Raw genomic sequence first — 25,488 nt, forward strand, 5'->3', positions numbered from 1 at the left:
TACGCTATCGTCCCTTCATCAAACTAGTCTATCTTGTTACATTAACGGTTTCTTCAACATTTTTCAACAATGAAGCCACCAAATGCCAGCACATTCAGGAAAATCGGACGAATGATGTTGGAGTGCTTTGCTTGCTGCCTCATCTCCGAAAAAAAACCTCGTCAGCTCGGCAGCTTGCGCAGTCGTATCAAAGCTATAGTCCGTTCGAATCCACTTGTGGGAAAATCCATATTGTTCAACCAGCAATGAATAATACGGTTTTAAAAATAGAGGTGGATTAGGCGTTTCTGTTCCGGTTCCCATCGTTTCAAAAATAATAATGGTGCCATTCGGTCTTAGAACGCGTTTCATTTCTGCGATTACTTGTTCAATATTCCTCTTCCAGTTCTGGACATCCGTATTGGCTACATAACCGATCGTCCAGCCTGCAACAATGAGATCAGCGCTTTGATCTTCCAAAGGCAGCTTACTATGATCAGCTACCTTAGTTGACCAATTTGCGAGCCCCGCTTTCCTTAATTTTGCAGCTGTAACCTGCAGCATAGATTCTGATGCATCAAGAGCAATAATGGATTTAGCACTCGGTGCCAATACAGTCGTAAGTCTGCCTGTACCTGCTCCAATGTCTACAATTTCAAGACCTTTGTAATCTCTAATTTCCTCCATACATGGACCAAGATTAGGCTGCTTCGCAATTAACTGATCATATTTCTCCGCTTCTTCCCTATATATTCTCGTATGATTTGGCATGCAAATGATCCTCCCTCGATATCATGAACGAACTCCCTTCTTACAATAAGGGTTAACGTAACGAGAAGGTCAATATGTCATTCTCATCTAATAGGGATAGCATAAACGATATGAAGCCTTTCATTAATTGCATAATATTTCGTGAAGTAGCCCTTGCTTTCAAACCAGCTTATCAGCTCGTCAATTTTTGTATATGGCTCATCATAGCCCGCTTTCTGCCCTTCAGCAATCATCAAATCGGTAATGCAGATGCGTCCGCGGGGCTTCAATACTCTTCGCATTTCTTCAAGGGCCAGCAGCTTCTGTCCGTCCGTCAAATGATGAAAAGCAAAACTGGATACTACAAAATCAAATCCTCCGTTAAGATAAGGAATAGCGAGAAAATTGCCAAGTTTCGTTTCCATATGAGGAAATTTAATTCGGCATTGCTTGAGCATCTCTTTGGATTGATCCACTCCAGCCATTCTTGCTCCTTGCGCTATCAATTTTCCAGCTAAATTCCCGGTTCCGGTACCCATGTCCAGACCCCGTTCACCCGGTATCGCAGAAATCCATTTCACGGTCATCGTTAGAGCTTCTTCATAGTCCTTAAATTCTTGAACATTATTTAATACACGCTGGTCATGATTAATGGCCAAATGGTCAAAGTTCCATTGATCATGCCAATTACTCCTTTGGTCCCTCAGCCTTTTGGAGCCTTCTGCAAGCTGGTATATATGTTCGATCGGTACAGATTTCTCGCTTTTTAATAGATGTATCATATGGTCTGTCGTTTCAATAATTTGTTTGATTTCCAGCCATTTCGCGAACATGACAGAGCGTTGAAGCTCTAAGTAATACTGCAGCTCATTATATTGTTCTCCTTCCATAGCTGCCAAAGCTTTTTTTATATCCTCTATAGTCATTCCCGCTTCCCTAAGTGAAATGATCGTTTGAAATCGCCAAATATCCTTCTCGGAAAATTCGCGATATTGATTATTTTCCTGTTTAAGAGGCGCAACTAATCCCTTTTCTTCATAAAACCGAATCGCCCTGGGAGAAATATTTAATTTATCAGCAATTTCTTTTATTTTCATAGCAACGCCTCCCTCTACACTTTCATCCATTAAACGTTAACGTTACGTGAATGTAAAGAGACAAATGAACCAAAAGAAGTGCATCCGTATTAAGCGGATGCACTTCTCTTGGTAACTTTCACTACGTTTTTCTAACTATCCGTTCAACAATAGCTCTTTCAATAACCGAATCTGCTTTCTTTCTCCTGCTATAACAACAGTCATATCCGCAGCCAACAGGTCATCCGGTCCTGGATTGATTTTCTGTTTCTTCTTCTCTACAATTGCAAGAATCGTGGCTCCCGTACGTTGGCGAACCTCTAATTCAGCGATGGATTTATTCACACATTTAAAATTCGATTCTATTTTGCACCATTCAATAACTAACTCATCAAGAGACACTTCAATCGTTTCGAGCGCTTTAGGCTTATAACTCATTCCGCCAATAATAGATGCGATTTGTCTAGCTTCTTCATCCTCTAAGGTTACTTGGGAGATCGTCTCATCCGGGTCGTCATCGTCGAAATGATAGATTTCTCTTCTACCATCATCATGGATAACAATAACCAATTTATCTCCTGATCTCGTATCCACCTGAAATTTTCTACCAATACCAGGCAGATCGGATTCTCTTATCGTACTCATTTTTCAACATCCTCCGTTCTGTTATCCTACACTTTTATCTTTTTCTTTTGCTTTGCTCCATTTGAATATTTTATTTAAGCCAGCATATATAGGTTTTGATTCTTTTGTCAATAGCGGACCAAGAATAGCCAATATTAGAACATAGAGAGCGGAAAACGGTTTAAGCAGCGGCATTAACCCTGCAGCTATTCCTAAGTTGGCCACAATAATCGTAAATTCGCCTCGGGCCATCACCGTAAGCCCAATATTCGTAGATGCTTTATGGGAAAGTCCAGCATTTCTGCCCGCTATCATACCGGCTAGCAAATTTCCAATAATAGTTAGCAATACGGCTCCTATTGCTATCCATGCAGCATCGCCAAGAGTTAGAGGGTCAATGCTTAATCCAAAGCTAAAGAAAAATATAGCACCGAAGAAGTCACGGAATGGTATTACAAGATGTTCAATTCGCTTGCTATGCTCCGTTTCCGATAAGGCTAGACCGAACAGCAATGCGCCAATGGCTTCTGCGACATGCAAAGTTTCCGAGAAACCTGCAATGAAAAATAATGCGGAAAATACGACAATAATAAATATTTCGTTAGAGGTGATATTTAACAGCTTGTTTAATAACGGGGTTGCTTTTCGAGCAATTATAAAGAACAAAAGCATATATCCCATCGATATTCCTACAGAAACAATAATTCCTCCGATGGAAGTTGCTCCTCCAAGAAGCAGGCCTGACATGACGGAAAGAAATACAGCTAGAAAAAGATCATCGAACAAAATCATGCCCAAGATCAGCTCTGTTTCTGAATTACCGGTACGTCGAAGATCAACTAATACTTTGGCTACGATTGCTGTAGAGGATACGGACAGCATACCAGCAATAATCAATGTTTCATATAGGGGAAAATTAACCAAAAATCCATAAGCTAAACCAATTACAAAATTTAATAGTACGTATATTGTACCTCCAAATACAATATTACGACCCGATTTGACTAATTTAGAGACGGAAAACTCTAATCCTATATAAAATAATAGAAAGAGAACCCCGATTCGTCCTAGAAATGATATTAATTCTTCGCTTTCAACAAACCTGAAATCAAATATGCCGATTGTTGGGGCATGCGGTCCTACTAACATTCCGAGAACGATTAAAAACGGTATGATGGAAAACCTCATCTTACTGGCAATTACAGAAGCAATTGCAATTAATAATAAAGCTGTTCCTACTTCAAAGATCATGTGGTCCATACAATGTTTATCTCCCTCCCTATTTATTGTGGGCGATCACCTATATTATACAGAAAAACGCATAACCATCCAAGGATAAAGACAGATAAAACCCAATAAAATCGCGGCTTTTTCGGAATTTGTTCATTAAATCTCTATGTTCAGTGGGTATTAATCATGCAGGAAATATGCATCGTGGAAATTGTTTAGTACATTTACCAAGAAAAGCTGTACATAGCCTAAATTAAAACCCTCCCGATCGGGAGGGTTTTTAATATGATAACCAATGTATTCCCTGCGAATACCTTCCAACCTGTCCCGACTGGCGAAAGGACATGTAATTTTCTTTAGCGCGGGCGCGATAGACAAAAAGAGCCCTCGGCCTGTAATAAAGGCCGAGAGCTCTTGGGGATGACACTGTTACATTCTACGCCTTGCGGAATGCCTCATTATAGCAGCGTCTGCATACCGGCTTGTAATCCTCATTGCCGCCAATCTGTATTTGCTCGCCCGCATTCACGGGCTGACTGTCGTTGAAGCGGATAACCATCGTTGCCTTGCGGTCGCAGTACCAGCAAATCGTTTTAATTTCTTCGATTTTATCCGCCTGCACAAGTAGATTATAGCTGCCTTCGAACAGCTGGTTTTGAAAATCATTTTTTAACCCAAATGCCATAACAGGTATGTTAAGCTCGTCTACAACCTGAGTAAGCTCAAGAATATGATGCTTCTTCAAAAACTGCGCCTCATCAATAAGTACGCAATAAATTTTGCCGTTAGCTGATGCAGCGACACGTGATTTGACACTTTCATATAAATTGGTTTCTTTATAAACCGGAATGGCATCCCGCTCGAAGCCGACTCGAGAGCCTACGCGATCAGCATTTCCTCGTGCGCTTATCGATGGGGAGTAGATCAGTACCGGCTTGCCCTGCTCCTCATAATTATAAGCTACCTTAATAATCTCAAACGATTTCCCGCTGTTCATCGTTCCGTATTTGTAATAAAGCTGAGCCAATCAAATCTCCTCCAGAATCAGTTCAATTCTTTTATTATACAGGAAGAAATGACGGCACCCAAGCATTTCGTTAATGAGCAGCTTTCGCAATTCCTTCTTTTTCTCCTTCTTCTTTATCGCTCGATAAGAACCAGCCGGATACAGCAATTAGAACAAGTACAACATAGAAGGTTACCTTCCAGCCCGTGGAGTGCGCAAATTCATATGGAATAATATCCAATGCCGGGTGAGACAACGTATATACTGCTAATTTCACACCAACCCAACCTACGATACAGAAAGCAGCCATTTCAAGACCAGGCTTGCGTTCCAGCAGCTTAACGAATACGGTTGCCGCAAAACGCATAATGACGAGGCCTATGAATCCGCCAATGAAAATAACCAAGAAATGCCCGCCATCCATACCTCCGATTTTCGGAAGAGTTGTCGCCGGAAGAGCTACGGCAAGAGCAACCGCTGCAAGAATGGAATCAACCGCGAATGCGATATCCGCAATCTCTACTTTAACGACAGTGAGCCAGAAGCTGCTTTTCTTCTTCTCGGGCTTCTCTTCTTTAACCGCTTCTTCCTTATGTTTATGAAATAATACTTTTCGGAAAATATGATTTAACGCAATAAACAATAAGTATAGGGCTCCTATTGCTTGTACCTGCCATACATTTACTAAGAAAGAGATCGCAAATAATGATCCGAATCTGAATACGAATGCCCCCGCCAAGCCGTAAAACAATGCTTTTTTCCTTGCCTTTTCCGGCAAGTGCTTCACCATAATGGCAAGCACCAGCGCGTTATCGGCTGCAAGCAAGCCCTCAATGGCGATCAGAATGAGCAGCACCCAGCCGTATTCCATCAATAAACCAAAATCCATTTGTTGTCCTCCTCGTTTTTTACGGTTGAATACATAAAAAAAGAGACCTTTGCCTTGATTAGGCAAAGGTCTCGCTAACAACGCCGAAACGTTGCCAATAAAGCCGGGGAAGGTCAATTCCCGTATTGACGACTTTATTGTGGCAGCTACTCCCCTTTGGAGTTTGTATTCAACCGTATCAAGTTTAATTTGCTTAGTGTACACATGTTGATACGAGCTTTATACCCAATACGTTTCATTTTTTGTATTTATTTTATTTGGAATCAAATGGCTTGCAGACGAGACTTCGCCTCTCCATACGCTTTGACAATTTGCTGTATCCTTTGAAATTCAGGATCTGTTGGGCCTAGGTCAGCCATAAACATCCGATGCAAAATTTGATTGTAAATATGTTGTCGAGCCTCGATTAATTCCACTTCCATTCGGATAAGATCCACAAGCTCGTTCTCCTCAATGAGCCCATCAATATCAAGTGAAGCTTGCGAAGAGTCTGATCGCAAGTCACTTATAATATCAGACTGACGATCAAAGCGCGGCAGCTCCTCATAACTGGCAGGCTCGTCCTCTCTGCCAAGCGGTACAGACGTATTTAATTCCGACAAAATAATCCCTTCCTTGGCTAACATGACCTGAAAGGGTTTATGTTGAAGCAGATCTGCGATGACGAGTCTGCTCATATCCTTATTGCGAATAAGGGATGAATCGAACGGATGAAGAATCCACTGCTCATCCTGATTGAATAGATTAAAGGTGAACCATTCCCCGCCATAGATGAAACGAACATTTATATTGGATTCCGAAATAATTTCATAAGTGAACTCCAAAGGGAATCCCTCCAATCATCTAGTATCTCACCTACCATTATACCAAATGAGGGAGGGATTCTAATAGAGGCTAGTTATATTTTTCCAGAATAGCATCTGCTTTTTCCGAGCTTGCAACGATTATCAGCACCACAATAATTACGGCTAGAACAATACGTCCAAGCATAGTGTGATCACCTCGTTTTTCCTATAAAATATGCCGGTTTTGCTTAATTTATGAGCCGATTTATCCCTCGATAAACCTAACCAAGCCTACAAAAAAAGGACAAGCTCTATTCGAGAGCTCGTCCTTGATAAGATTGAATGATGATTATTCCAAAAATCCTTTTGTCACAGATGGCGGAAGCTCATTTTGACTTGCTCCAGCGCCCGCTCCAATACCGAGACGTTGTCCAACCTGCTGATTGATTTGAGTCATTTTCTCCGTTTGCTGCGACACCGTTTGGATAATTTGACGGTTAGAATTTTCATACTTATCCATTGCCGAGAATAGATCTGACATCGCACGCTCCACCAGTTCCATGCTCATGGCTGGCTTCGTTAATGCTTGATTAGCTCTGTCACTCGTTTCGTTTAAGAGACGCGCGTTCTCTGCGAATTGATTGCCGAGCATTTCATTCGTTGAATTAACCGCTTCAATCGCTTTCATCTGATCGTCAATCGCACTCGCGATGAGTACGGATACCGACATGAGATGCTGTGTCTTATCAATGGAGCTGTCGAGTGCATCCATCAGCTTGTCATTCGTATCGTTAATAATATCGGTTGCCGCAATAGCCTGCTGGTAGAGCATGATCATTTCCGTATAGGTTTGCAGCTTCGTAACGACCTTGCGTAGTCCGCGCTCTAAATAGGTTTTCCGAAGCTCGTTCTCGGGCTTTGCAATTTCATCCTCGAACATCTTCTTAAGACGATTGCCATATTCAACAAGCAGTTGAAGATCATACACATTATCTAGACTGCTGCGTTTAAGGTTCCGCATGTGTACGACGTTTTCTTCCAAAGTGTCACGGCCGTCGCGCAAGGATTTGACGATAGCTTGTACATTCGTTTTCGTAGATTGATATTTATAAATATAAGCTTTCATCGGCGCTTTGCGCAGCAGCTTCTGCATTAAGCTTTGCTGTCTGCTTTTGCTAAGATCCTCGACCTCGCTTCGCAGCTTCAGCATATTGCTTGCTACTTCCGTTCTTTTGCCAGACATCAGATCAGAGAGCGGCCGCTCCAGCATCGTAAGCGTTTGTCCCGAGCGCTCCAACGTTTTTTGACCCTTTTTTGTAATTTCGTCCATTAGTGAATCTAAATTCATTGCATCGGTAGTAGCTACCTTCTGCATCGTGCTTTGCACTTCTTGCTCCAGCTTGTTTAAATCTTCATTCTTCAATTGAACCAATTGTTGCGCCATTGCCATTTCCCCCTCTATTAGTCGGTAAGATGATAACGTTGATGCATTAATTCAGCTTTCGTTCGGAGCTCCATTAAATCCTTCTGTTCAATTGTTTTTGTATAAAAGGTTAGTTTAGAATCAACATCCTTAATGCCATCAAGCAGGAGCCGTCTGTTCTGACGTTTCGCTTCGCCGCTTAAGCGCAGGAATGGATTAATGGTCGAATTGAGGTCTTTCCTAATTAGACGAACGATATTGTGGTTGATGCTGGGATCTCCCAAAGCGACCAGATCAGGTATCAACCGATTAAGACGCGATAACAAGGCTAACGTTTTCTGTACAATCTCATCATCTAGGTTATTCTGCTCACCTTCGAGCAAAATCATATCTTCAATGATTCCAATGTACTCTAAAGCAGAAGCAAGCTCCGGATCAGAAATGACCGGGTGTGCGGCTGCTCCCTGCTCTGCGGAATGCTGCTGGCTTTGATTAAGCATCCCCGCATTAGCTGGCGAGCCTGTTTGCTGCTGCCCAATAGGCGGATTCTGCGTTCCATGCTGCAGCTCCGGCCCCCCTGTTTGTTGTCCGATTGCTTTCAAATCTCGTTTTCTCCACATCAAAGCGCCAAACATGCCGAGAGCGGGAATCGCAATTGCTAAATAAGGAGAAGTAAGCCAGTAAACAACGATGGCAACCACGTAGCTGCCCAAAGCTAAAATTAACGTTTTTTTCATTGCTGCACCTCCATCTTGATTACGCCGGAACATGCTGTAAATACAATTATTCATAATCAATTATCTCGTTTTTAGTGTACTCAAGTCAATTTATAAATAAAAAAATGGGCTCTCGCCCATTTCTCTTGCAGCTTGTGTGATTTATTCATTAATATGACAAGCAATCACTTCATAATTAATGGCTGCTCTACATAACCAGCCTGAATTCCAAATTGCGGTACTGGAGCTTCAACTGCTTTGCCTTGCAGCGCTTGAACAGCGAGATAAGGCATATTCACGCCGGACAGGCAAGTAATATAAAGTCCGCCTGACATACGCGGATTAATTTCAAGCAATTTAGGAATACCATTACTGTAACGTACTTGAATGTTGAACGCATATGGAATTCGCAGCGCTCTGGCAATACGGTCGGCAATATCCAGCAGCTCAGGCGTATCCTCTAAATAATACATTCGTCCAGCTGACTTCCGGCGCGGGATCGCCGTAAGGAGCTCCCCTTCAGCCGTTGAGACGCAATCAATGCTGTATTCGGTACCGCTTAGCAGCTCCATAACCATAATACTATCGAATCGATCAGTAGAAGACAAGGTTTCATAAGCCTGCTTAAATGTAGTAGATAAGGATACATAACCATACAGCTCAACTAGCGGATCACGATCATTGTTAATAATACGGAAGCCCATTCCGCCCTCGGACTTCGTCGGCTTAAAGCAAACTTGATGTCCGGCTGCCGTTAGCTCCTCATAGGCTTGCTTAAATTGCTCGGCTGTATTCACAACACGATAATCCGGTATGGCGACCAACTCCATATCAGCTAACGCTTCATAAAATTTATCCTTTTCAATCATAGAATCAAGCAGCTCGATATCGCGGCAGACCATCACTTTAGTGCCAATCTCATCAAATAAATGTGCATGTCTGGATATATCCTCCATATGAAGGCGCGGAATAAATAGATCGATCTTATTGCGTTTACAGAAATCTACACAAAACTGAACATATTCCAATCCAACAACCGCTGGTTCAATATCCTTATGGTCAGCCGCTATAAGCGATAGATGGTTAATATCAGGATGCGTTCCGTAAAACTCATATTGCTCGCCATTTGGATTATTGCGTATCATATTAATATAATGGTAGGCTACCGAAAACCAACGATTCATGTAAACCCGGATCATCTTCAAATTCCTTCTTCCATTTATTATTTCAAAATAGGAGTAGCACAGTTGCACTCCGCTTCAATACCGTTCTTATGTTCAATAATCATATCGAGCAGCTCTTCTGATGCTAATGCCCCTTGAGCTGTCGTAAAGCGAATGTGCGGGTGCGTAGAGTAAAAGCTTCTCAGCTCTCCATGCGCAGGCGATACCGCAAAGTCGGCGGCGAGAAGCAAGCTCTCGTCGAGCAGGCTGTCTCCTGCCGCATACACAAAGGAAGAGCCTAGCTTCTCCTTCACATATTGAATGGCCGCGCCCTTGCTTACCTTCTCTGGCACCAAATATATTTTTCTTCCTTGCAGCGAATAGCTCCAGCCTCTGGATGCAAGCTCCTGCTTTAAGTTCTCCAATTGCTCCAGCGGCAAGTTCTCACGCTCTATCGCAATAGAGTAGAATAAATCGTCGCAAAGCGTAGAAGATCTCACCCAATGGGAAGAGGCTATTTGGTCGAACAGGCTGGCGATTTCGGAGCTCTCGGCGCAGTGAAGCCTTACTGCTTCACGCACAACACCGTTCCACTCCTGATCCATTTCCCCATCCTTCAATATTTGTCCGCCATTGCTTACAATCGCATATTTTGATTTAAACCTATCCTTGATGCCGAATAGTCGATTAAACTGAGCCGGAATGCGCGTCGTAACCGGAACGAAGGCCATTTGCTCTGAAAGCTGCTTCAGCTTATCTATTGCAGGCTCCGTCATAAATGAGATATGTCTTTCTTCGTACAGCTCGACGGGTACCATATCCTCCAGAGCCATATCTCCTTTGGAGTTCAGTGAATAGATTAAGGTTTGGTCTAAATCGCTAGCGAATATCATTCACTCTCCCCCTTCATTGCCTTAATAATGCCGCAGCATGAATAAGACATATTCGGGTATTCCTCAACTGGAACGCCGCGATCCCGCGCCAGAAGAAGGACATGCTTCAGAAGCGGATTATCGAGCCGGTCAACGAGAATTTTCCATGGCACTCTGCGCAGCAGAACACGGGTCGTTTCCCCTACTCCCGGTTTAATAAAGTTAACATCCGAAATAGAAAACTCCTCTTGAATTTGCTGGATGGCCTGCATGCCGCGCCACGTTACAAGACTTGCATTCGGATCGCTGTTTAATTGCTCCGCTTCCGCTTCGGAAGATGACTGAACCCCATCATAATAAGAACAAATCGTATCGATGAACAGGTTCGAAAGATCAGCATCTGACCATTCACTATAAAACTTAGCCCCGTGGAAATCATCCGGACCGATCAGGTCACTGCGCAGAACGGTTCTGCTTATTAATCCGGAAATGGTCGAATTGAGGCAGGCACTCGGTATGAGAAAGTCTTCTCTTGTGCCATACATGCTGGCGCAATAAGCAGGATCAGCCAATACAGCAAGCTCATCGTTAATATCGAGTCCATACTTTTGCTTCATATCCTCGCAAGCCTCTATGAGTACCTTTCGGATTGCCCCTTTTCCCGTCCAGCCGTCAACGAATTGAATCCGCTTGCCCTCGTGGTTCTGATTGATATAGAGCATCGCGTTCTCGTCGATTCCTTTGCCGCGAATAATCGAGATGCTGTAGTGAGGGAGATTCACCCCATAAGCATGCTTAATATAACGTTTGATTAGAATGCCAATCGGCGTCCCGGCTCTCGCCAGAGAAGCAAGCACAATATCAAACCCATGCTTTTTGACGATCCATTCCGATACAATTCCGACCGCCTCAGCTATTTTCAAAGCTGAATCCTGCATCGTATCATGAAATAATCGGATATACGCTTCAGTCGGCTGATATTCAATAGGCAGACTCTCAGAGTAATGACCTCCTGATTGAATAGAAGCTTCACGATCCTCGGTTTTCCCCTCCAATTGAACATGGCTCAAATCCTTAAGAAGAAATACAACATCATCTTGCTTATAGCTGCCCATTGGTGCGGGTGCAGCGATGATTTTCTGTCCGGTGCTATTGCTCATTTGTTACACCCTCCTTCTGATTACTAAAATAAACGATATGAATACGAGGTATTCCGAATGCGATAAGCGCTTGTCTCAGCTCAGTCAGTTGCTCAGCTGATACTTCACGCTCCATAAATAGAAACATTTCGTCGTAATGGCCTTGCGGGATATTATACATATAGTTAGTGACGCCCGCTTGCTCCGGCGAAGCAAATCGGTATGCGGAATGGACGGCGTAATGATCAGCGGAGAAAGGATGAATTGGGCTGCGCGTGCTGGACTGATACCAGGTATTTGGGCCAAGATGAGCTGCAATACGCATCGGTATGTACATGAACTCGCCTGTCCCCATACATAATACATTGCGGCCGCATTTATGCTTGCTCAAAGCAGCTGCTGCCATTGCGATTTCCTCGTCCAATGCCAAGCTGTCTTCGGATGTCATGCCAAATCGTCCCGTATGGGCTAGATAGGACACCTCGCTATTCAAAGCTGGCAGCTTCGTGAAGGAGCTGTTCAAATGAATATAATCGATAGAGAAATCCGTCGGTTGAAGCTGCTTCGCATGGACCAATTCGGTGCTTTCGATCGGCGTTCCGGTAACCGTAATCTCACCTGATACTAAGGATAAACAATCGATGCTGACACCTAGCTGCTCTTCAATCCCACGAAAACGCTGGATATCCGCTTTTGATCGCCAATCAAGCAAACTAGCTACCACATAGCTTGTCTTGCCGTACTTGGCATGCAGGTCATGAATAATATTTAATGCGGTTTTTCCGGTTGTAATTTCATCATCTACCAGTATGATCGTATCCGCTTGCTGGAAAATAGACGGATCGCTTGCGTAACAACGATGAGCAGTAGCATGTGAATGCTCCTCCTCGAAATCGATGCAAGAGGCCATGTACTCTATACTCTCCCTAGTTGTATGGAGGAAAGAAGCTTCCCCTTCGAAAACATCAAACATGCTGTGACCCAGCGCTGTTGCTGTTTCCGCAAAGCCGATAAACAAGGTTTTCTCCTTCACAGCCAGCTTGTCCCGCTTCAAAGCGTCATAAATATTCATGGCCTCCTCAGGAGCTTCAAACGCATGCAGAAGCTGCTGCATTTGTAGAGGGAGGGCATTACCCTTGAATTTCTGGTAACGCAGCCCGAGCGCGGCGCCGGATAGAAGAGATACATGCGGTTTAACCGGAATATGCTTGCCGAGCACCTTGCTAACGAAGAGAAAGCTGCGCTTCTTGTTAATTCTGGCTGCCATTTGAAATAGGTATTCCAGCGGTATGTGGAATGGATTACTCGTAACCTCAATCGTAATCTCTAAATCTCCTATGATGTTATACGTATGCAGATTCTCGTTCTTCTGCGAGTAAGCATGTGAAGTTTTGGTTTTCATTCAGCACCCCATAAATGTTAGATCGAATCATAATACGTCTTGCCCATGTCAAATGCGGCTTGAATTCATTCATTTTATTTGAATAATAGCTCTTCATGACACCAAGGTCGCCTTGGCTGTTCTCTATAATGTGAAGAGCATCCATATATTCCTCATGCGTAACAACAAACATCGACTGTACAGGCTTAATATGAGTTGGATGAATAATAGTTTTGCCAATGATGCCATTTTCCTTATCCATCGCCACCTCGCGAATGAGGCCGTCTACGTATCGATTAATATAATCCATCCGCAAGCGCCTTCCATGCTTGCCCATGCTTTCTTCAAACGGGGTTTGCCTCAGCTGCGGCTTGAATACACGATCGCTTTTGAAATATTCCCATACTGGTCCTGAAATAACATAATGATTGTCCATCCGCCCAAAAACATTGACGATATCCGCAATACAATCCCGAATGACTCCAATGTCATAAATCGTATTTTCCGGACTTCTTCGCAGCCCGAATAGACTAGAAAAATCGGTAGCTCCTATACGTACATTTAGAATATAGGGCTTATATTGATGAAGGAGCTTCGAAATACTCAGAAGTGTTTCTGTCCTTTTCTCACGGTAAATAATATCCGAGGTTTCCAATATAGGCATACCGTAGAGGATGGGAGCATCTGAATCTTTGTTTTGATTATAATGATCCAGCTGCTTTAGGTATTCTTCCCCCGTCTCGACATTGAACTTAGGAAATACAAAGCCTGTAATATACTCCATTTCTTCACCGAAGCAGGAGAGTAGACGTCCGAACTGGTTAACAGAGCGTACACGAATGAATATAAGAGGAATATGATCAGGGCTTAGTAATCCAACTGAAATATAACGGCTGATTTTATTTAATGTTCCTTTAAGTGTTTCTTCTGCATATTCGAGTTGGTTATCGCCTACTGCATCTTCAAGGTCTATCACCATTGACACGAGACCCTCGTGTTTAGCGGCTACCAAATCGTCTGCTATATTATCCTTGGTTGCCGGCATATAGAGCGCAGCGCCAATCGCATGAGCAATCACTTCTTTATCCGCATAGTTATTGAACTGTTTCGGAAGGGAGTGGAAATAGGACTGCTCTTCTTCATTGGTAAGATAGTTAAAATACCTCAAAGCTATCCCTCCTAACGTTTTTCTTACTAGTAGAAATGCTAAATCGAGGGCTAAAAAATATCCCTCACTTTCCATGAGGGATATTCGAACTCCTAAAATATGAGTACAGCTTACGCTGCTTCCGATTCTCTTTTCTTACGGATCATACTGTAAATGAGCGTTCCTCCAAAAACAGCGATAAGCAAGCCGAAGAATACAGCATGAGGTACTTCGAAGCCAAAGGCGCCGGCAATCATCTTCGCAGCAATAAGTATAATTAATATGAATGCTGCCTGCTCAAGCTCAGGAAACTTATCGATTAATGCCAGGAATAGCTGGGCAACCCCACGCATCATCAGCACGCCGAGAATACCGCCCAAGAACAGTACCCATACTTCTTCACTTACGCCAAATGCCGCTAGAACACTATCAATACTGAATGCGATGTCCATAATTTCCACGGCCAGCACGGTCCGCCAGAAGCCGAGGCCCTTATTCTGCACAGATCCATCATCTTCATCGGAAGATTTCTTTCCGATATATGGTATGATCGGCAGTCCGCCAACTCGAGCAAGCTTGAATTCAAGATGGAATAAATTACTAAGGGCAATCCATAGTAGATATAAACCGCCGGCTACTTTGATCCACGTAATTTTTACAAGATATACACCAACTCCGATTGCGATAAACCGGAAGACATATGCCCCGATAATTCCGTAAAACAAAGCTCTCTTCTGCTGCTTCTTCGGCAAATGCTTAACCATTACAGCTAGAACTAACGCATTATCGGCCGACAGCAAGCCCTCCAAGATTACTAATGTTAATACAATTCCCCAGTTAGTGGGGCTCGTTACAACCTGAGATAAATTTTCCCAGTTGAAAAAGTCGCCGAAATTAGCGATTACGTTTTGAAAAAAGTCAACCATCTTGGACACCCTCCGAGTATTTCAATTATTTGCTTCCTTGCACCCATCTAAGACCCCATCGATATGCCTCATCGAGTTCTTTGTGGCCCGAGAAATACTGGACAAGCCGCTTGATGCTGAATGTCTGATCGCCCACGTTGTCAATCATGGCAATAGCACACATTCCCATACGATTATTATGCTCATCCATCCTTACTTCAATCTCTGGTCCGCCGGATTGCTTAATCGTTACGACGCCGTCCGCTTCAGCCCAGTTTGTAGCTCCAGAATAAATATAAGCATAAACAACGATTCTCTGAATCTCGGAAACCTTACTTCCGTTAATTCTAAGGTTTTCGCCTGTAGTAATGGAGCCTGTCCGATCGTCTCCGTCCAACGAGATGTAAGGCGCTCTAGAGAAATCTCCAAAGCTATTGCCTAATGCTTGAACAGAACCTTTCATTCCATTTTTCAGTTCAAACAAACAGCCGAGATCTAAATCCACACTACTGCTTGAGCGTCCAAAAAATCCTTTGGCTGCTTTCTTTTGATTCCAGTTCAAATTAATGACGATTTCGCCTAAGGAACCAGCACCCTTCTGCAAATTAATAACATCTCCACGTTTTGTGAGCGAAATTTTGCTAAGGTTGATTGGAGCCTGTTTCGGTTCTGGCGGCGGTGCAATCGGCTGGGTAGGTACAGCAGCTGGAGCCGGCGTTGGCGCTGGGGATGGAGAAGGCGTTGGAGCCTGGGGCGGTGCATCCGCCTTCACTTCAATTCCGAAACTATTGCATAGCGCTGCGAGGCCGCCAGAATAGCCTGATCCAATGGCGTTGAATTTCCATTCGCCATTATATCTATATAAATCTCCTACGACGATAGCAGTCTCTATAGAGAAGTTTTTTCCAAGGTCATAACGCAATATTTCGCGTCCTGTTCCTTCATCAATAATACGAATATAAGTATCATTCACGCTTGAGAAATTTTGTCTTCTCGCTTCTCCTTCATAAATAGTTAAAGTAAAGGAAATGCGTTCTATATCGTTCGGAACGTCATGTATACGTATCATTACTTGTTCCTGATCTGTTTTCCCTGCGAAGCTTCTTTTATTCGCACCAGCTATTTCGATAGCTCCGCTGGCATCCTTCGGATTGCCATAAAAAATTAAGTCTTGGTCCCCAGCTGCTTTTCCGTTTGAGCGTAATAGAAAGGCCGAGAAGTCGACATCAATGCCGCTCCCGCTTTGCCAACCCATACCTACAAGAAGGTTTTTAAAAGAGGGATTGTTTTTTGTAATATCGGCTTTTTGACCTTTCATTAATGCTAGCTCCATGCAATAAACCGCCCTTCGTCAGTAATAGGAGAGGGTGGCCAGCCTGCTCCCGCGCTCAAGAAGCCACCCCCGAATCATGTTAAACTGAAAGCCCGTAGTTGCGGCAAAGCGCTGCTAAGCCGCCGGAGAAACCCGATCCAATCGCTTGAAACTTCCATTCCGTGCCTTGTCGATACAACTCACAGAATACGATAGCCGTCTCAACAGAAAATTCTTCGCCAAGATCATAACGCAGCACTTCTCTGCCTGTTGTATCGTCTACTAAACGAACAAAGGCATTTGATACTTGTCCGAAGTTTTGCTGTCTTGCTTCTGCATCATGAATCGTAACGGTAATTCCAATGCGCTGGATGTGATCAGGTATTTTCTGAAAATCGATTTTGATCTGCTCATCATCGCCTTCGCCTTCACCCGTGCGGTTATCGCCTGTATGTTCAACCGCGCCGTTATAAGCGATAAGGGCGTTATAGAAAACAAAATCCTTCTCGTCCTTCGCCTTGCCATCCTGATGCAATAGGAATGCGCTCGCATCAAGATCAATTTCTCCCCCGCCAGTATACTTGTTCGTATCCCAGCCGAGACCGAGAATGACTTTTGTAAGTCCTGGATTTGTTTTCGTAAGATCGATACGTTGTCCTTTGGATAGATTGATGGACATGCTAGTATTCCTCCTTTGAAATAATGTTAATTAGGTTTGAACACCAAAGTCATTACACAATCCCGCTAATCCATTCTGATAGCCGCTGCCTACCGCACTAAATTTCCATTCCGTTTGGTGACGATAAAGCTCGCCCACAACAACCGCTGTTTCCACTGAGAAATCCTCGCCCAAATCATAACGAATCAATTCCGCTCCCGACTCCTCGTTTACTACTCGCACATAAGCGTTAGCCACTTGACCGAAGTTTTGGTTTCTTTGGATAGCATCATGAATCGTAATGCAAAAGGCTACCTTCTGAATATCAGCAGGAACTGCTGTCAGATTGATTCGGATGCTTTCGTCATCACCCGCACCCTCACCGCTTCGATTGTCTCCGGAAGAAACAATCGAGCCATTGGAGTTTGACTTGTTATTGTAAAAAATAAATTCTTTCTCGCTGTTCACTTTGCCGGATGCGTTCAAACAAAATGCTGTTGCATCCAGATCGAATTCATTTCCGCCATCATACTTATTAACATCCCATCCAAGTCCGATTGTTATTTTGGATAAGCCCGGATTAGATTTGGTTAGATCGACCTTCTGTCCCTTGGATAAATTAACTGCCATCAGAGTGCCTCCTCAGCCTTAAAGGCTATTCAACAAAAGGGCCGCCTCAGGCGACCCTTCGCTGTCCCAAATTAACGACTAAGACGTTGCTAGGCCGTAATCACGAGCCAGGCCAGCTAAGCCGTCCTGGAAGCCGCTTCCGATTGCACTGAATTTCCATTCGCCGGAATGGCGGTAAAGCTCACCTACAACTACTGCTGTCTCAATGGAGAAGTCTTCTCCAAGATCGTAGCGGATTAATTCCGCGCCGTTTGTCTCATCCACGATGCGAACAAAAGCATTGGATACTTGTCCAAAGTTTTGGCTGCGTGCTGCTGCATCATGAATCGTAATGCAGAAGGCGATTTTTTCTGTTTCTGCAGGAATCGCAGAAAGATCAACCTTTACTTGCTCGTCATCGCCTTCACCCTCGCCTGTACGGTTATCCCCAGTATGTAGAATGGAGCCGTTAGCGTTTTTAGTATTGTTATAGAAAATGAAATCCGCTTCGGAATTAGCTTTGCCTTGTGCATTCAAGCAAAATACCGATGCATCCAGGTCAAAGTCCTTGCCTCCGTCATATTTATTCGTATCCCAACCAAGACCAACTGTAATTTTAGAAAGACCTGGATTTGTTTTTGTAAGATCGATTTTTTGACCTTTGGATAAGCTGATAGCCATGGGAATATACCCTCTTTCTTATTTAAATTATTTGTATTGACGAGCAAGTAGATCGACATGGGCAGCATGAGTGCCTTCACCAATCGCATTGAATTTCCATTCGCCGTTATGACGATAAAGTTCTCCAACAATTAGTGCTGTTTTGCCTGCGAAATTATCCGTCAAGTTAAAACGAACCAGTTCATCATTATTAACCGGATTCACGATACGGATGTATGCAGATTTAATCATACCGAAATCTTGGCGTCTTGATTCACATTCGTAAATGTTCACGACACAAAGAATTTTGTGAATATCGGCTGGAACACGATCAAGCTGTACAATGATTTGCTCATCATCGCCTTCGCCCTCACCCGTTATATTATCGCCAGTATGAACGACTGAATTACAACCGCTTTGCTTATTATAGAAGCAAACCAAGTTTTTCTCGCCGCTTAGCTTCCCGTTAGCATCCAACAACAAAGCTGATGCATCACAATCCACGTTGGCTGCCTTCTTGAGGCCGAAGAAACCGCCTTTTGCTTCTAAAGGATCCCAGCCTAAACCGACAATAACTTTACTGAGGCCTGCGTTTCCTTTAGTTAAATCAATCTTCTGGCCTTTCACAAGAGAAATCGCCATCGTATTCGCACCCCCTTCCCATGAGATTCAATGCTAAAAAAATAACCTCATGTATGATTTCATACAATCTACCCATCAATACGCCTAATTGACGGCCAAGTTCCAAAAAAATTTTGTATTATCGGATAAGCTGCTTGCTGCGCGCTTCATTAATCCATGATGGGAATTCATGCAATAATTTGTCGTATAATTCATCGTCGCTGGTGCTCGCTAGATTTGGTACAGCGAAGAAATTTGCATTGTCAATAAATCGGCCTTGCATATCGTCCAATCGTTTCAGGAAAGAAAAGTTCTCGTTTCCTATGCCAACAAACTGAAAAAATATACCCAATTCCGATGCCATCTGAATCACCGTTTCCGTCTCACGAGCATCTGAGCAATTACCGTCCGTTACAAACAAAATGTAAACAGGCTCTTGATGCTTATACTTTGACGAATCAAGGCGAAGCTCTTTCTTCGCGCCAAAGCCGAAAAAGCCTCCAGTCACCTTCTTCTCGCTCATCGATCCCGGGAAATAAAACTCTACGATTCTTCTTATTACACCTGCATATTGTGTACCCGGCTCAAGCTGGAATTTCCTCGTAACCTCACGATCAACGAACTCGTAAAAATTGCTTTTCTGAATTTCACCTATGCTGTAATCTTTGATCCCGAATAAGAATACATCTGCTGCTTGATTATCATCGAAATTCATAGCAAGGCCTAATGTTCGCTCGCATGTATTCTGTACAATTCCACTGCGGAAAAGCTGTGCCATGGAACCAGATATATCCAGCGCTAGGCCAACACGCGCCGTTACACCTGATAATCCTTTTTTCGTCAAAGAAATGGTCGCTTTCTTCGACAAATCGATCAGCTTTTCCTCGGCTTTTTTCTTCAAATCAATACTCACGTCAGTATCTCCTCCTTGGAAACGTTCTACATCTTTAATTTTATATCATTCGCCATCTCTATTACAAATTCCTACAAATATTGAAAGTAAAGAGCAATAATTCCCGAATATGAACAGCTGCAAAAAAATCATGTGACAATTTCATGTAGGATGAAAAAAAGGGTGGATAAATCGAGACATAAGCGTGATAATTAAAGGAGTAAATACACATATTCGAGGTGGTTTTATGGATTTCATAAGAAGGAATAAAACCGGACTTATATTTGGTGTCCTGCTCCTCTTTAATGCCTTATTTTTGTTAGCTGTTCTACTCTCAAAAAAGTAAAAATAAAATTTGTCTAGCTCTTAAGGGCCCATGTTTTTCCGCCGTCTATCGTTTCGTAATCAATCGTAATCCGTTTTTCTCCGTCGTTGCATTCAATAGAAAGTATACCTATCAAATTGTTGTTAACATCGAAGCTAGGCGGGTAAGCGTCCCCGTAGTTATATTGCTGCGGCAGGGTAATTTCCTGCAGATTCCATGTGTCTCCGCCGTCATCTGTACGGAACAAAGGAACGATAGGGCCTCCATGATAGGTTCCTGTAATCCATCCTGTTTGCTCATTGCGGAAAGAAATGCCCGTTATATAGCTGCTTCGAATGATTCGACCAAGTTCTCCTTTGAATGACCACGATTTTCCATGATCAGAAGAAGTATAAATCGATTTTTCCATTAAACCAAGAGCGGGGCCTGAAGTAAGGAGAACCCAGCTTGGAATAGCCTCTTGTTCGGAATGCAAAGATACAAAAAGGGTTCCCTTTGTGATTTCCTTCTCCCAGAGCTGCTCAGTAGGCAGCATCGATTCCTCCCAAGTTACGCCATTGTCAGAACTATGCCATACGATAACCTCTGATTCATCCTTAATCTTCTGATTATAAAAAAACCATTTGTCCGAATCGCCAATCGAATACGATGAAATGAGCTGGGCGCTTGAATCCACGGCAGGCGGAGTGTCTGTCCCTGGCATAGGTACAGCGGTAGGTGTCGATATCGCTTCTTCAGTCTGATCAGCAGATGTTGACGCCAATCTATTCGATTTCTCAACAGCATTACAGCCCGTCATCATTAGAACGAAACAAAAAACAAAAATAGTTTTTACGATGGACATGCTGTCAACCCTCCCCACTCCCCATTTAATTCCTATTATGTTAACGAGTCAGCCTATGGGTATGTTGCATTTGTATCCTTTTCCAAAAAAAAAAGAGACGCCCAAACGGATAACCGTTCAGTACGTCATTCATCATGTTATTCACCTTGTCATCCCATTCTCGCTCTAGCCGATTATTTAAGTTACAATGGAATGAACGGCACTGTTTGGGTGCAGAAAAGATCTAAAAGTGATGAAGGTAAGGAGCTTTAACATGTCCATTAACGAACTCGATGAAGCAGCAATCCAAAATATGCTGCATGCAAATAGCGGGAAAACCGCTGTATTTTTATTTACGCCTTTATGCGGAACATGCAAGATCGGAGAACGGATGCTTGAAATTGCACAGTTGACTGGCATATCGGTTCCACTTTATAAATTAAATATTAACTACGCGCCACGTCTGCGCGAGCAATGGCAAATTACAAGTGTGCCTTGCTTAATTATACTGGAGAACGGCATGCCCCTTCAGAAGGAATATGCAATGAAATCGGTCGATCATATTTATCTGATGCTGAAATAACGATTAAAGATTACTGCCCTAGCTTCCAATCATACTGATTTCTCGAATAGCGGAACCGTCTGGCAAGTCTTTTTTAGCTATACTAATAAGATGTGATATGGATACTAGGCCTTTATAGTCATCTGTAGTAATTTCATTACTCGTTGGCATGACCTCAATGCTTAATAGAGGGCTTTTGCCCTCTTTGTCGTCAAAAAAAGCAAGCGACTTCATTTCAAAGCCTTCATTAAATGATGATTTGTTTTCTATACTGACCACTATATAGTATTGTTTATCCGTTTCTTTTAACAAAAAACCACCTGGTGCTAAATTTTTGTTTTTTTCGTATAAGTCTCTTATTTCATCATCTATCGGTTCAACAGCAGGAGACTCCCAAGAATAATCGGCCGAACTCTTGGAATATAGAAGCTCCTTATATGGAATTTGATGATTTTCTCTATTTGCCAGCGCTTCTTCTGCTATTGAAATTGTATTCTCAGCTTGATTATTTTTGTGACTTTCGCTGCATCCTGCAAGTGCCGCTATAGTGAATAGGATGATTATGAGCCTGCCCATTATTTTCAACCTATCAATCCTCCATCATTCGACTTCATATAAGTAAGAAACCTTCCTACCAATCGATATAACGTGCTTCAGCGGCAAATAACTGATCTGCAATTAATTTCCCATTCGCATCAAATGCTCTAAAAGTCCAATTATCCTCGGAATACTGATCCAGTACAAATAAAGTGTAATGATTAACCACTTCAGCTACTTGGTATTTCTCTTTATGTTTATACACATCATCCAACGTTAATTCATATTTCTCGACACGAGATAAATCTTCTAAATGATTGCCAACGGCTATATATTTAATGTTTGAATCCACGGCTGTCTTGACCCCAACAACAAATGCTTGCTTAGTTTCTGAGCTCCCATACCCTGTAACTTGAAACGGCTTATCTTTTGCGACGGAATATCCATTTGAACCTCCGTCATATTGATACAAAAATCCTAGATACTGTTTTAACCTTGCAACCCCAAAAGAATCATTAACGGAATCCTCAAATAACACTGCTTTTCCATACACTGTTTTAGAAGAATTCAAGATTTGCACATTTCCGGGTATTGCGCCGGACTCGGTCAGACGAAAGCCATATATCCAACCAAACAAGACGATTCCTACAACAATAACAGTTAAAGCGATTCCTTTTTTCAAAATGTAAAACCTCATTTCCCTATTCGCAATTCACAAATCTCAAGCGGTTATAATCAAGTCCAATACCGTTTCCCCGCCAATAATCTCACCGGTCTCTATGAAACCGATCTCCTTGTACAGCTTATTAACGACGATATTATCAGGCACATGTGAGATTCTAATTTTGACAGGCGCTTGCTTCAATTTCAGCATATTTATAATCTCTATTAGAGCAGCCCGACCATAACCTTTCCCTTGGAAGCGCTCATCGATCATGAATCTTACAATCCAATAAAAACCGTCATTTGGGTACGGCTCTAAATCAAATAGAGTAAAGCCAACCATAACATCGCCAGCGTATATTCCGTGCGGCTTGGAGGATGGCTCTTCCATCGCTTTTTTAAGCGAATCACTATTGCTTGCTACGAACCTTTTTTGATCTTCACGGACAGTGAGCTCGAGGCATGCTTCCTGGTTCTCTACCGTGATCGGCTTCAAAATAACTACACCCATTCTTATATACCCCCGTTACTCATTTCGTTAACCAATCTGCTTCTCAAAAATAAAGATGACTTCTTTGGGCTTATATTTTTGACGCAATTGTTCTTGTATGCCTTTACCGCTCTCATAATCGGATACGTTAACCCGCGCATGCTCTTCACCCTGTTCGCTCTTGGCTACTAATTCGAAAGGAGAGAATCCGTTTTTTAAATAAAAGTGTTCTACTTTCAGATCATCAGCGCATCCAAGGCCAATTTTATGATATCCTTTCTCCTTTACCGCCTTCTCGAACTGCTTCATGAGCGCTGAGCCAATACCTTTTCTGGCATAGCCCTTGCTCTCATCCAAATTGACCGCAATGCCTTGCAAATTGATGACGGTTTTATCATCCTTGTTCGAAGGATGGCCGTAGCAGATGCCGACTAATTCTTCCTCATGAAAGGCTGAAAGGTATAAGCCGGGATTGGCTTCCATTCTAGCCACACATTCATCGAAGCTCTCATAATCTAAATATTCGCATTGAAAAGCATGGGCTTTCTCATAATCTTCTTTTTGAATCGATCTAATAATGAGTTTTAACATATGCTCCTCCTTGGTATTGCTATAGATAACCACCATTAGCTGGCGGCAAACTCTTATATTCGTCAGTTTCCTGAACAATAGTAATGATTTCTTTAACCAATTTCGTCATGGCAATGCCGTCCTTGCTATCGTCACAAGGCTCCCATTCATAATGTACCGTTGCGCCGTTTATTTGAACCATTAAAGCATACGGACCGGAAGGCTCCTGATTGCAGTTATTGGCAAATTTCTTCTCCGATAAATAATTAGCGAGCACCATTTTCTTATAAATAAGAGCTCGATCTTCCTTAGTGAGCTCGAAATGATTAATCTCCGATAAGCCATCTTGCACTAGATCTTTGATTAGTTTTTTTTCTACTGTGTTGATTTCGTTTTTCTGATGTGCACCATATTTCAATATAAACTCGAATTTATCCTGTGCCTCAACATCGTACGGAATGTACAGCACATGAAATTCCTTCTGATCGCCTTTGCAGCCCTTCAATTTGTACGATAGTGCTTGGTCTGATTCCTCTATTTCCAGACCTTCACAGGAATAATTATTCACACTAGGCGATCCAAATTTGTCCTTCGTCGTGTCATAGCGCAGCAGCATCCCGCCACCATCTGTATACATTAAATCCAAATAGATGGGATCTCCTTCGTCTGTATAGTGTATGACCCGCTGAACTCCTTCTGTTTTTTTCATAAAAGCATCTAATTTCTCAACATTTGAAATTCTGCTCTGCCTAGCTACCACATCTGCCTCTTCTTGAATGGAGTAATTATAAGGGCGGCCTTCTAGGTTCTTTGCTTTGTGAAATACATTCTGACATCCTAAGAGCAATAGGAAGGAAAAGCAGACCATTATCGCTTTTTTTAGGTTCAACTCACACATCCACCTCTCTACATTTATACCATAAATATGTAGACGGTAAATGTCTGTTTTTTGTTTCTTAAGTGTGAAATCCGAATTGGTGAAAAAGACGGCCGAAGAGGAGATCACTGCAAAAGACACGGTTTTGAGGAAATAGGACACTAATATGGTAAAAATGTTTGTAAAACTAAAAAAGCAGCTCATTCCTCCTCAGAGGATGGGCTGCTTTTTTTCTATGAGCCTCAGTCGCACGCGCGCCGCTTTATGCTCCATGTGATGCACTTTTGCATCTCTTTCGCCGCAGGCGCGCCACTTCGCGCTCCATGAGATGCAATTCTGCATCTCTTTCGCCACACTCGCACCGCTTCTCGCTCCATGTGATGCACTTCTGCATCTCTTTCGCCGCACTCGCGCCGCTTCTCGCTCCATGTGCTGCACTTATGCATCTCTTTCGCCACACTCGCACCGCTTCGCACTCCATGTGATGCACTTCTGCATCTCTTTCGCTACACTCGCACCGCTTCTCGCTCCATGTGATGCACTTATGCATCTCTTTCGCCGCACGCGCGCCGCTTCGTGCTCCATGTGATGCACTTCTGCATCACTTTCGCCGCACTCACGCCGCTTCGAGCTCCATGAGATGCACTTCTGCATCTCTTTCGCCGCATACGTACCGCTTCGCGCTCCATGTGATGCACTTCTGCATCTCTTTCGCCGCACTCGCGCCACTTCGCGCTCCATATGATGCACTTATGCATCTCTTTCGCTACACTCGCACCGCTTCTCGCTCCATATGATGCACTT

Annotated in this window: 30 protein-coding genes; 1 reads left to right on the forward strand and 29 read right to left on the reverse strand. The window is 43.0% G+C overall.

Annotated elements, in window-relative coordinates; all coding sequences use genetic code 11:
• Positions 1 to 63: 63 nt before the first annotated feature.
• From CEF13_RS24930 to CEF13_RS25035, 22 genes are all read right to left on the reverse strand, one after another.
• Complete coding sequence (locus CEF13_RS24930) at positions 64 to 750, reverse strand: class I SAM-dependent methyltransferase (RefSeq protein WP_102714993.1); 687 nt, start codon at positions 748 to 750, stop codon at positions 64 to 66.
• A gap of 83 nt (positions 751 to 833) precedes the next feature.
• The gene (locus CEF13_RS24935) at positions 834 to 1,826 is read right to left on the reverse strand and encodes a MerR family transcriptional regulator (RefSeq protein ID WP_102714995.1); all 993 of its coding nucleotides are present in this window, start codon (positions 1,824 to 1,826) and stop codon (positions 834 to 836) included.
• A gap of 135 nt (positions 1,827 to 1,961) precedes the next feature.
• A complete protein-coding gene (locus tag CEF13_RS24940) occupies positions 1,962 to 2,450 on the reverse strand; it encodes a cation:proton antiporter regulatory subunit (RefSeq protein WP_102714997.1) in 489 nt (162 codons plus the stop codon).
• A gap of 21 nt (positions 2,451 to 2,471) precedes the next feature.
• On the reverse strand, positions 2,472 to 3,689 hold the full coding sequence (locus CEF13_RS24945; RefSeq protein ID WP_102714999.1) for a cation:proton antiporter: 1,218 nt from the start codon (positions 3,687 to 3,689) through the stop codon (positions 2,472 to 2,474).
• A gap of 406 nt (positions 3,690 to 4,095) precedes the next feature.
• Complete coding sequence (locus CEF13_RS24950) at positions 4,096 to 4,686, reverse strand: thymidine kinase (protein WP_102715001.1); 591 nt, start codon at positions 4,684 to 4,686, stop codon at positions 4,096 to 4,098.
• Between the two features lie 70 nt (positions 4,687 to 4,756).
• A complete protein-coding gene (locus tag CEF13_RS24955) occupies positions 4,757 to 5,554 on the reverse strand; it encodes a TerC family protein (protein WP_102715003.1) in 798 nt (265 codons plus the stop codon).
• Between the two features lie 263 nt (positions 5,555 to 5,817).
• Positions 5,818 to 6,378 (reverse strand): hypothetical protein, encoded by a 561-nt coding sequence (locus tag CEF13_RS24960; protein WP_102715005.1) that lies wholly within the window; start codon positions 6,376 to 6,378, stop codon positions 5,818 to 5,820.
• Between the two features lie 310 nt (positions 6,379 to 6,688).
• Positions 6,689 to 7,783, reverse strand: coding sequence for a toxic anion resistance protein (locus CEF13_RS24965; RefSeq protein ID WP_102715007.1), 1,095 nt, complete (start codon positions 7,781 to 7,783; stop codon positions 6,689 to 6,691).
• 17 nt (positions 7,784 to 7,800) lie between these two features.
• Complete coding sequence (locus CEF13_RS24970; protein WP_102715009.1) at positions 7,801 to 8,499, reverse strand: hypothetical protein; 699 nt, start codon at positions 8,497 to 8,499, stop codon at positions 7,801 to 7,803.
• Positions 8,500 to 8,663: 164 nt separating this feature from the next.
• Positions 8,664 to 9,683: an ATP-grasp domain-containing protein gene (locus CEF13_RS24975; RefSeq protein WP_102715011.1), complete on the reverse strand. Its 1,020-nt coding sequence runs from the start codon at positions 9,681 to 9,683 to the stop codon at positions 8,664 to 8,666.
• 17 nt (positions 9,684 to 9,700) lie between these two features.
• Positions 9,701 to 10,534, reverse strand: a complete 834-nt coding sequence (locus tag CEF13_RS24980; RefSeq protein WP_102715013.1) for an HAD family hydrolase — start codon at positions 10,532 to 10,534, stop codon at positions 9,701 to 9,703.
• Positions 10,531 to 11,673, reverse strand: a complete 1,143-nt coding sequence (locus CEF13_RS24985; RefSeq protein ID WP_102715015.1) for a cysteine protease StiP family protein — start codon at positions 11,671 to 11,673, stop codon at positions 10,531 to 10,533. Before CEF13_RS24985 ends, CEF13_RS24980 begins: the two co-directional genes overlap by 4 nt.
• Positions 11,663 to 13,054 (reverse strand): phosphoribosyltransferase family protein, encoded by a 1,392-nt coding sequence (locus tag CEF13_RS24990; protein ID WP_243864762.1) that lies wholly within the window; start codon positions 13,052 to 13,054, stop codon positions 11,663 to 11,665. The genes CEF13_RS24985 and CEF13_RS24990 overlap by 11 nt, the downstream gene beginning before the upstream one ends.
• Positions 12,996 to 14,201 (reverse strand): HpcH/HpaI aldolase/citrate lyase family protein, encoded by a 1,206-nt coding sequence (locus CEF13_RS24995; RefSeq protein WP_166742915.1) that lies wholly within the window; start codon positions 14,199 to 14,201, stop codon positions 12,996 to 12,998. The genes CEF13_RS24990 and CEF13_RS24995 overlap by 59 nt, the downstream gene beginning before the upstream one ends.
• A gap of 110 nt (positions 14,202 to 14,311) precedes the next feature.
• Positions 14,312 to 15,106, reverse strand: a complete 795-nt coding sequence (locus tag CEF13_RS25000) for a TerC family protein (RefSeq protein WP_102715019.1) — start codon at positions 15,104 to 15,106, stop codon at positions 14,312 to 14,314.
• A gap of 25 nt (positions 15,107 to 15,131) precedes the next feature.
• On the reverse strand, positions 15,132 to 16,418 hold the full coding sequence (locus CEF13_RS25005; RefSeq protein WP_102715021.1) for a TerD family protein: 1,287 nt from the start codon (positions 16,416 to 16,418) through the stop codon (positions 15,132 to 15,134).
• Between the two features lie 79 nt (positions 16,419 to 16,497).
• On the reverse strand, positions 16,498 to 17,076 hold the full coding sequence (locus CEF13_RS25010) for a TerD family protein (RefSeq protein WP_102715023.1): 579 nt from the start codon (positions 17,074 to 17,076) through the stop codon (positions 16,498 to 16,500).
• Positions 17,077 to 17,106: 30 nt separating this feature from the next.
• Positions 17,107 to 17,685, reverse strand: coding sequence for a TerD family protein (locus tag CEF13_RS25015; protein WP_102715025.1), 579 nt, complete (start codon positions 17,683 to 17,685; stop codon positions 17,107 to 17,109).
• 78 nt (positions 17,686 to 17,763) lie between these two features.
• Entirely contained in the window at positions 17,764 to 18,345 is a 582-nt protein-coding gene (locus CEF13_RS25020) for a TerD family protein (protein WP_102715027.1), read from the reverse strand.
• Between the two features lie 27 nt (positions 18,346 to 18,372).
• Positions 18,373 to 18,966 (reverse strand): TerD family protein, encoded by a 594-nt coding sequence (locus tag CEF13_RS25025; protein ID WP_102715029.1) that lies wholly within the window; start codon positions 18,964 to 18,966, stop codon positions 18,373 to 18,375.
• Between the two features lie 118 nt (positions 18,967 to 19,084).
• Positions 19,085 to 19,858 carry a VWA domain-containing protein gene (locus tag CEF13_RS25030; protein WP_102715030.1) on the reverse strand — a complete coding sequence of 258 codons (774 nt, stop codon included), beginning with the start codon at positions 19,856 to 19,858 and terminating at the stop codon, positions 19,085 to 19,087.
• 338 nt (positions 19,859 to 20,196) lie between these two features.
• A complete protein-coding gene (locus CEF13_RS25035; protein ID WP_102715032.1) occupies positions 20,197 to 21,006 on the reverse strand; it encodes a WD40/YVTN/BNR-like repeat-containing protein in 810 nt (269 codons plus the stop codon).
• 253 nt (positions 21,007 to 21,259) lie between these two features.
• Between CEF13_RS25035 and CEF13_RS25040 the strand changes: the two genes are divergently transcribed.
• Positions 21,260 to 21,568 (forward strand): thioredoxin family protein, encoded by a 309-nt coding sequence (locus CEF13_RS25040; protein ID WP_102715034.1) that lies wholly within the window; start codon positions 21,260 to 21,262, stop codon positions 21,566 to 21,568.
• 18 nt (positions 21,569 to 21,586) lie between these two features.
• On the opposite strand, the gene CEF13_RS25045 is transcribed toward CEF13_RS25040, so the two are convergent.
• The 7 genes from CEF13_RS25045 to CEF13_RS28625 form a co-directional block, all read right to left on the reverse strand.
• Positions 21,587 to 22,132 (reverse strand): hypothetical protein, encoded by a 546-nt coding sequence (locus CEF13_RS25045; RefSeq protein ID WP_102715036.1) that lies wholly within the window; start codon positions 22,130 to 22,132, stop codon positions 21,587 to 21,589.
• Between the two features lie 46 nt (positions 22,133 to 22,178).
• Entirely contained in the window at positions 22,179 to 22,766 is a 588-nt protein-coding gene (locus CEF13_RS25050; protein WP_102715038.1) for a hypothetical protein, read from the reverse strand.
• Between the two features lie 39 nt (positions 22,767 to 22,805).
• Entirely contained in the window at positions 22,806 to 23,258 is a 453-nt protein-coding gene (locus CEF13_RS25055; RefSeq protein ID WP_102715040.1) for a GNAT family N-acetyltransferase, read from the reverse strand.
• Positions 23,259 to 23,285: 27 nt separating this feature from the next.
• The gene (locus CEF13_RS25060) at positions 23,286 to 23,828 is read right to left on the reverse strand and encodes a GNAT family N-acetyltransferase (protein ID WP_166742916.1); all 543 of its coding nucleotides are present in this window, start codon (positions 23,826 to 23,828) and stop codon (positions 23,286 to 23,288) included.
• A 19-nt stretch (positions 23,829 to 23,847) separates the two neighbouring features.
• Entirely contained in the window at positions 23,848 to 24,696 is an 849-nt protein-coding gene (locus CEF13_RS25065; protein ID WP_166742917.1) for a DUF4362 domain-containing protein, read from the reverse strand.
• A gap of 198 nt (positions 24,697 to 24,894) precedes the next feature.
• Positions 24,895 to 25,122 carry a hypothetical protein gene (locus CEF13_RS25070; protein ID WP_102715046.1) on the reverse strand — a complete coding sequence of 76 codons (228 nt, stop codon included), beginning with the start codon at positions 25,120 to 25,122 and terminating at the stop codon, positions 24,895 to 24,897.
• The gene (locus tag CEF13_RS28625; RefSeq protein WP_146022758.1) at positions 25,123 to 25,434 is read right to left on the reverse strand and encodes a hypothetical protein; all 312 of its coding nucleotides are present in this window, start codon (positions 25,432 to 25,434) and stop codon (positions 25,123 to 25,125) included.
• Between the last annotated feature and the right edge of the window lie 54 nt (positions 25,435 to 25,488).

This window comes from Paenibacillus castaneae, from assembly GCF_002884445.1.
In the GTDB taxonomy this organism is placed as follows: Bacteria; Bacillota; Bacilli; order Paenibacillales; family Paenibacillaceae; genus Pristimantibacillus; species Pristimantibacillus castaneae.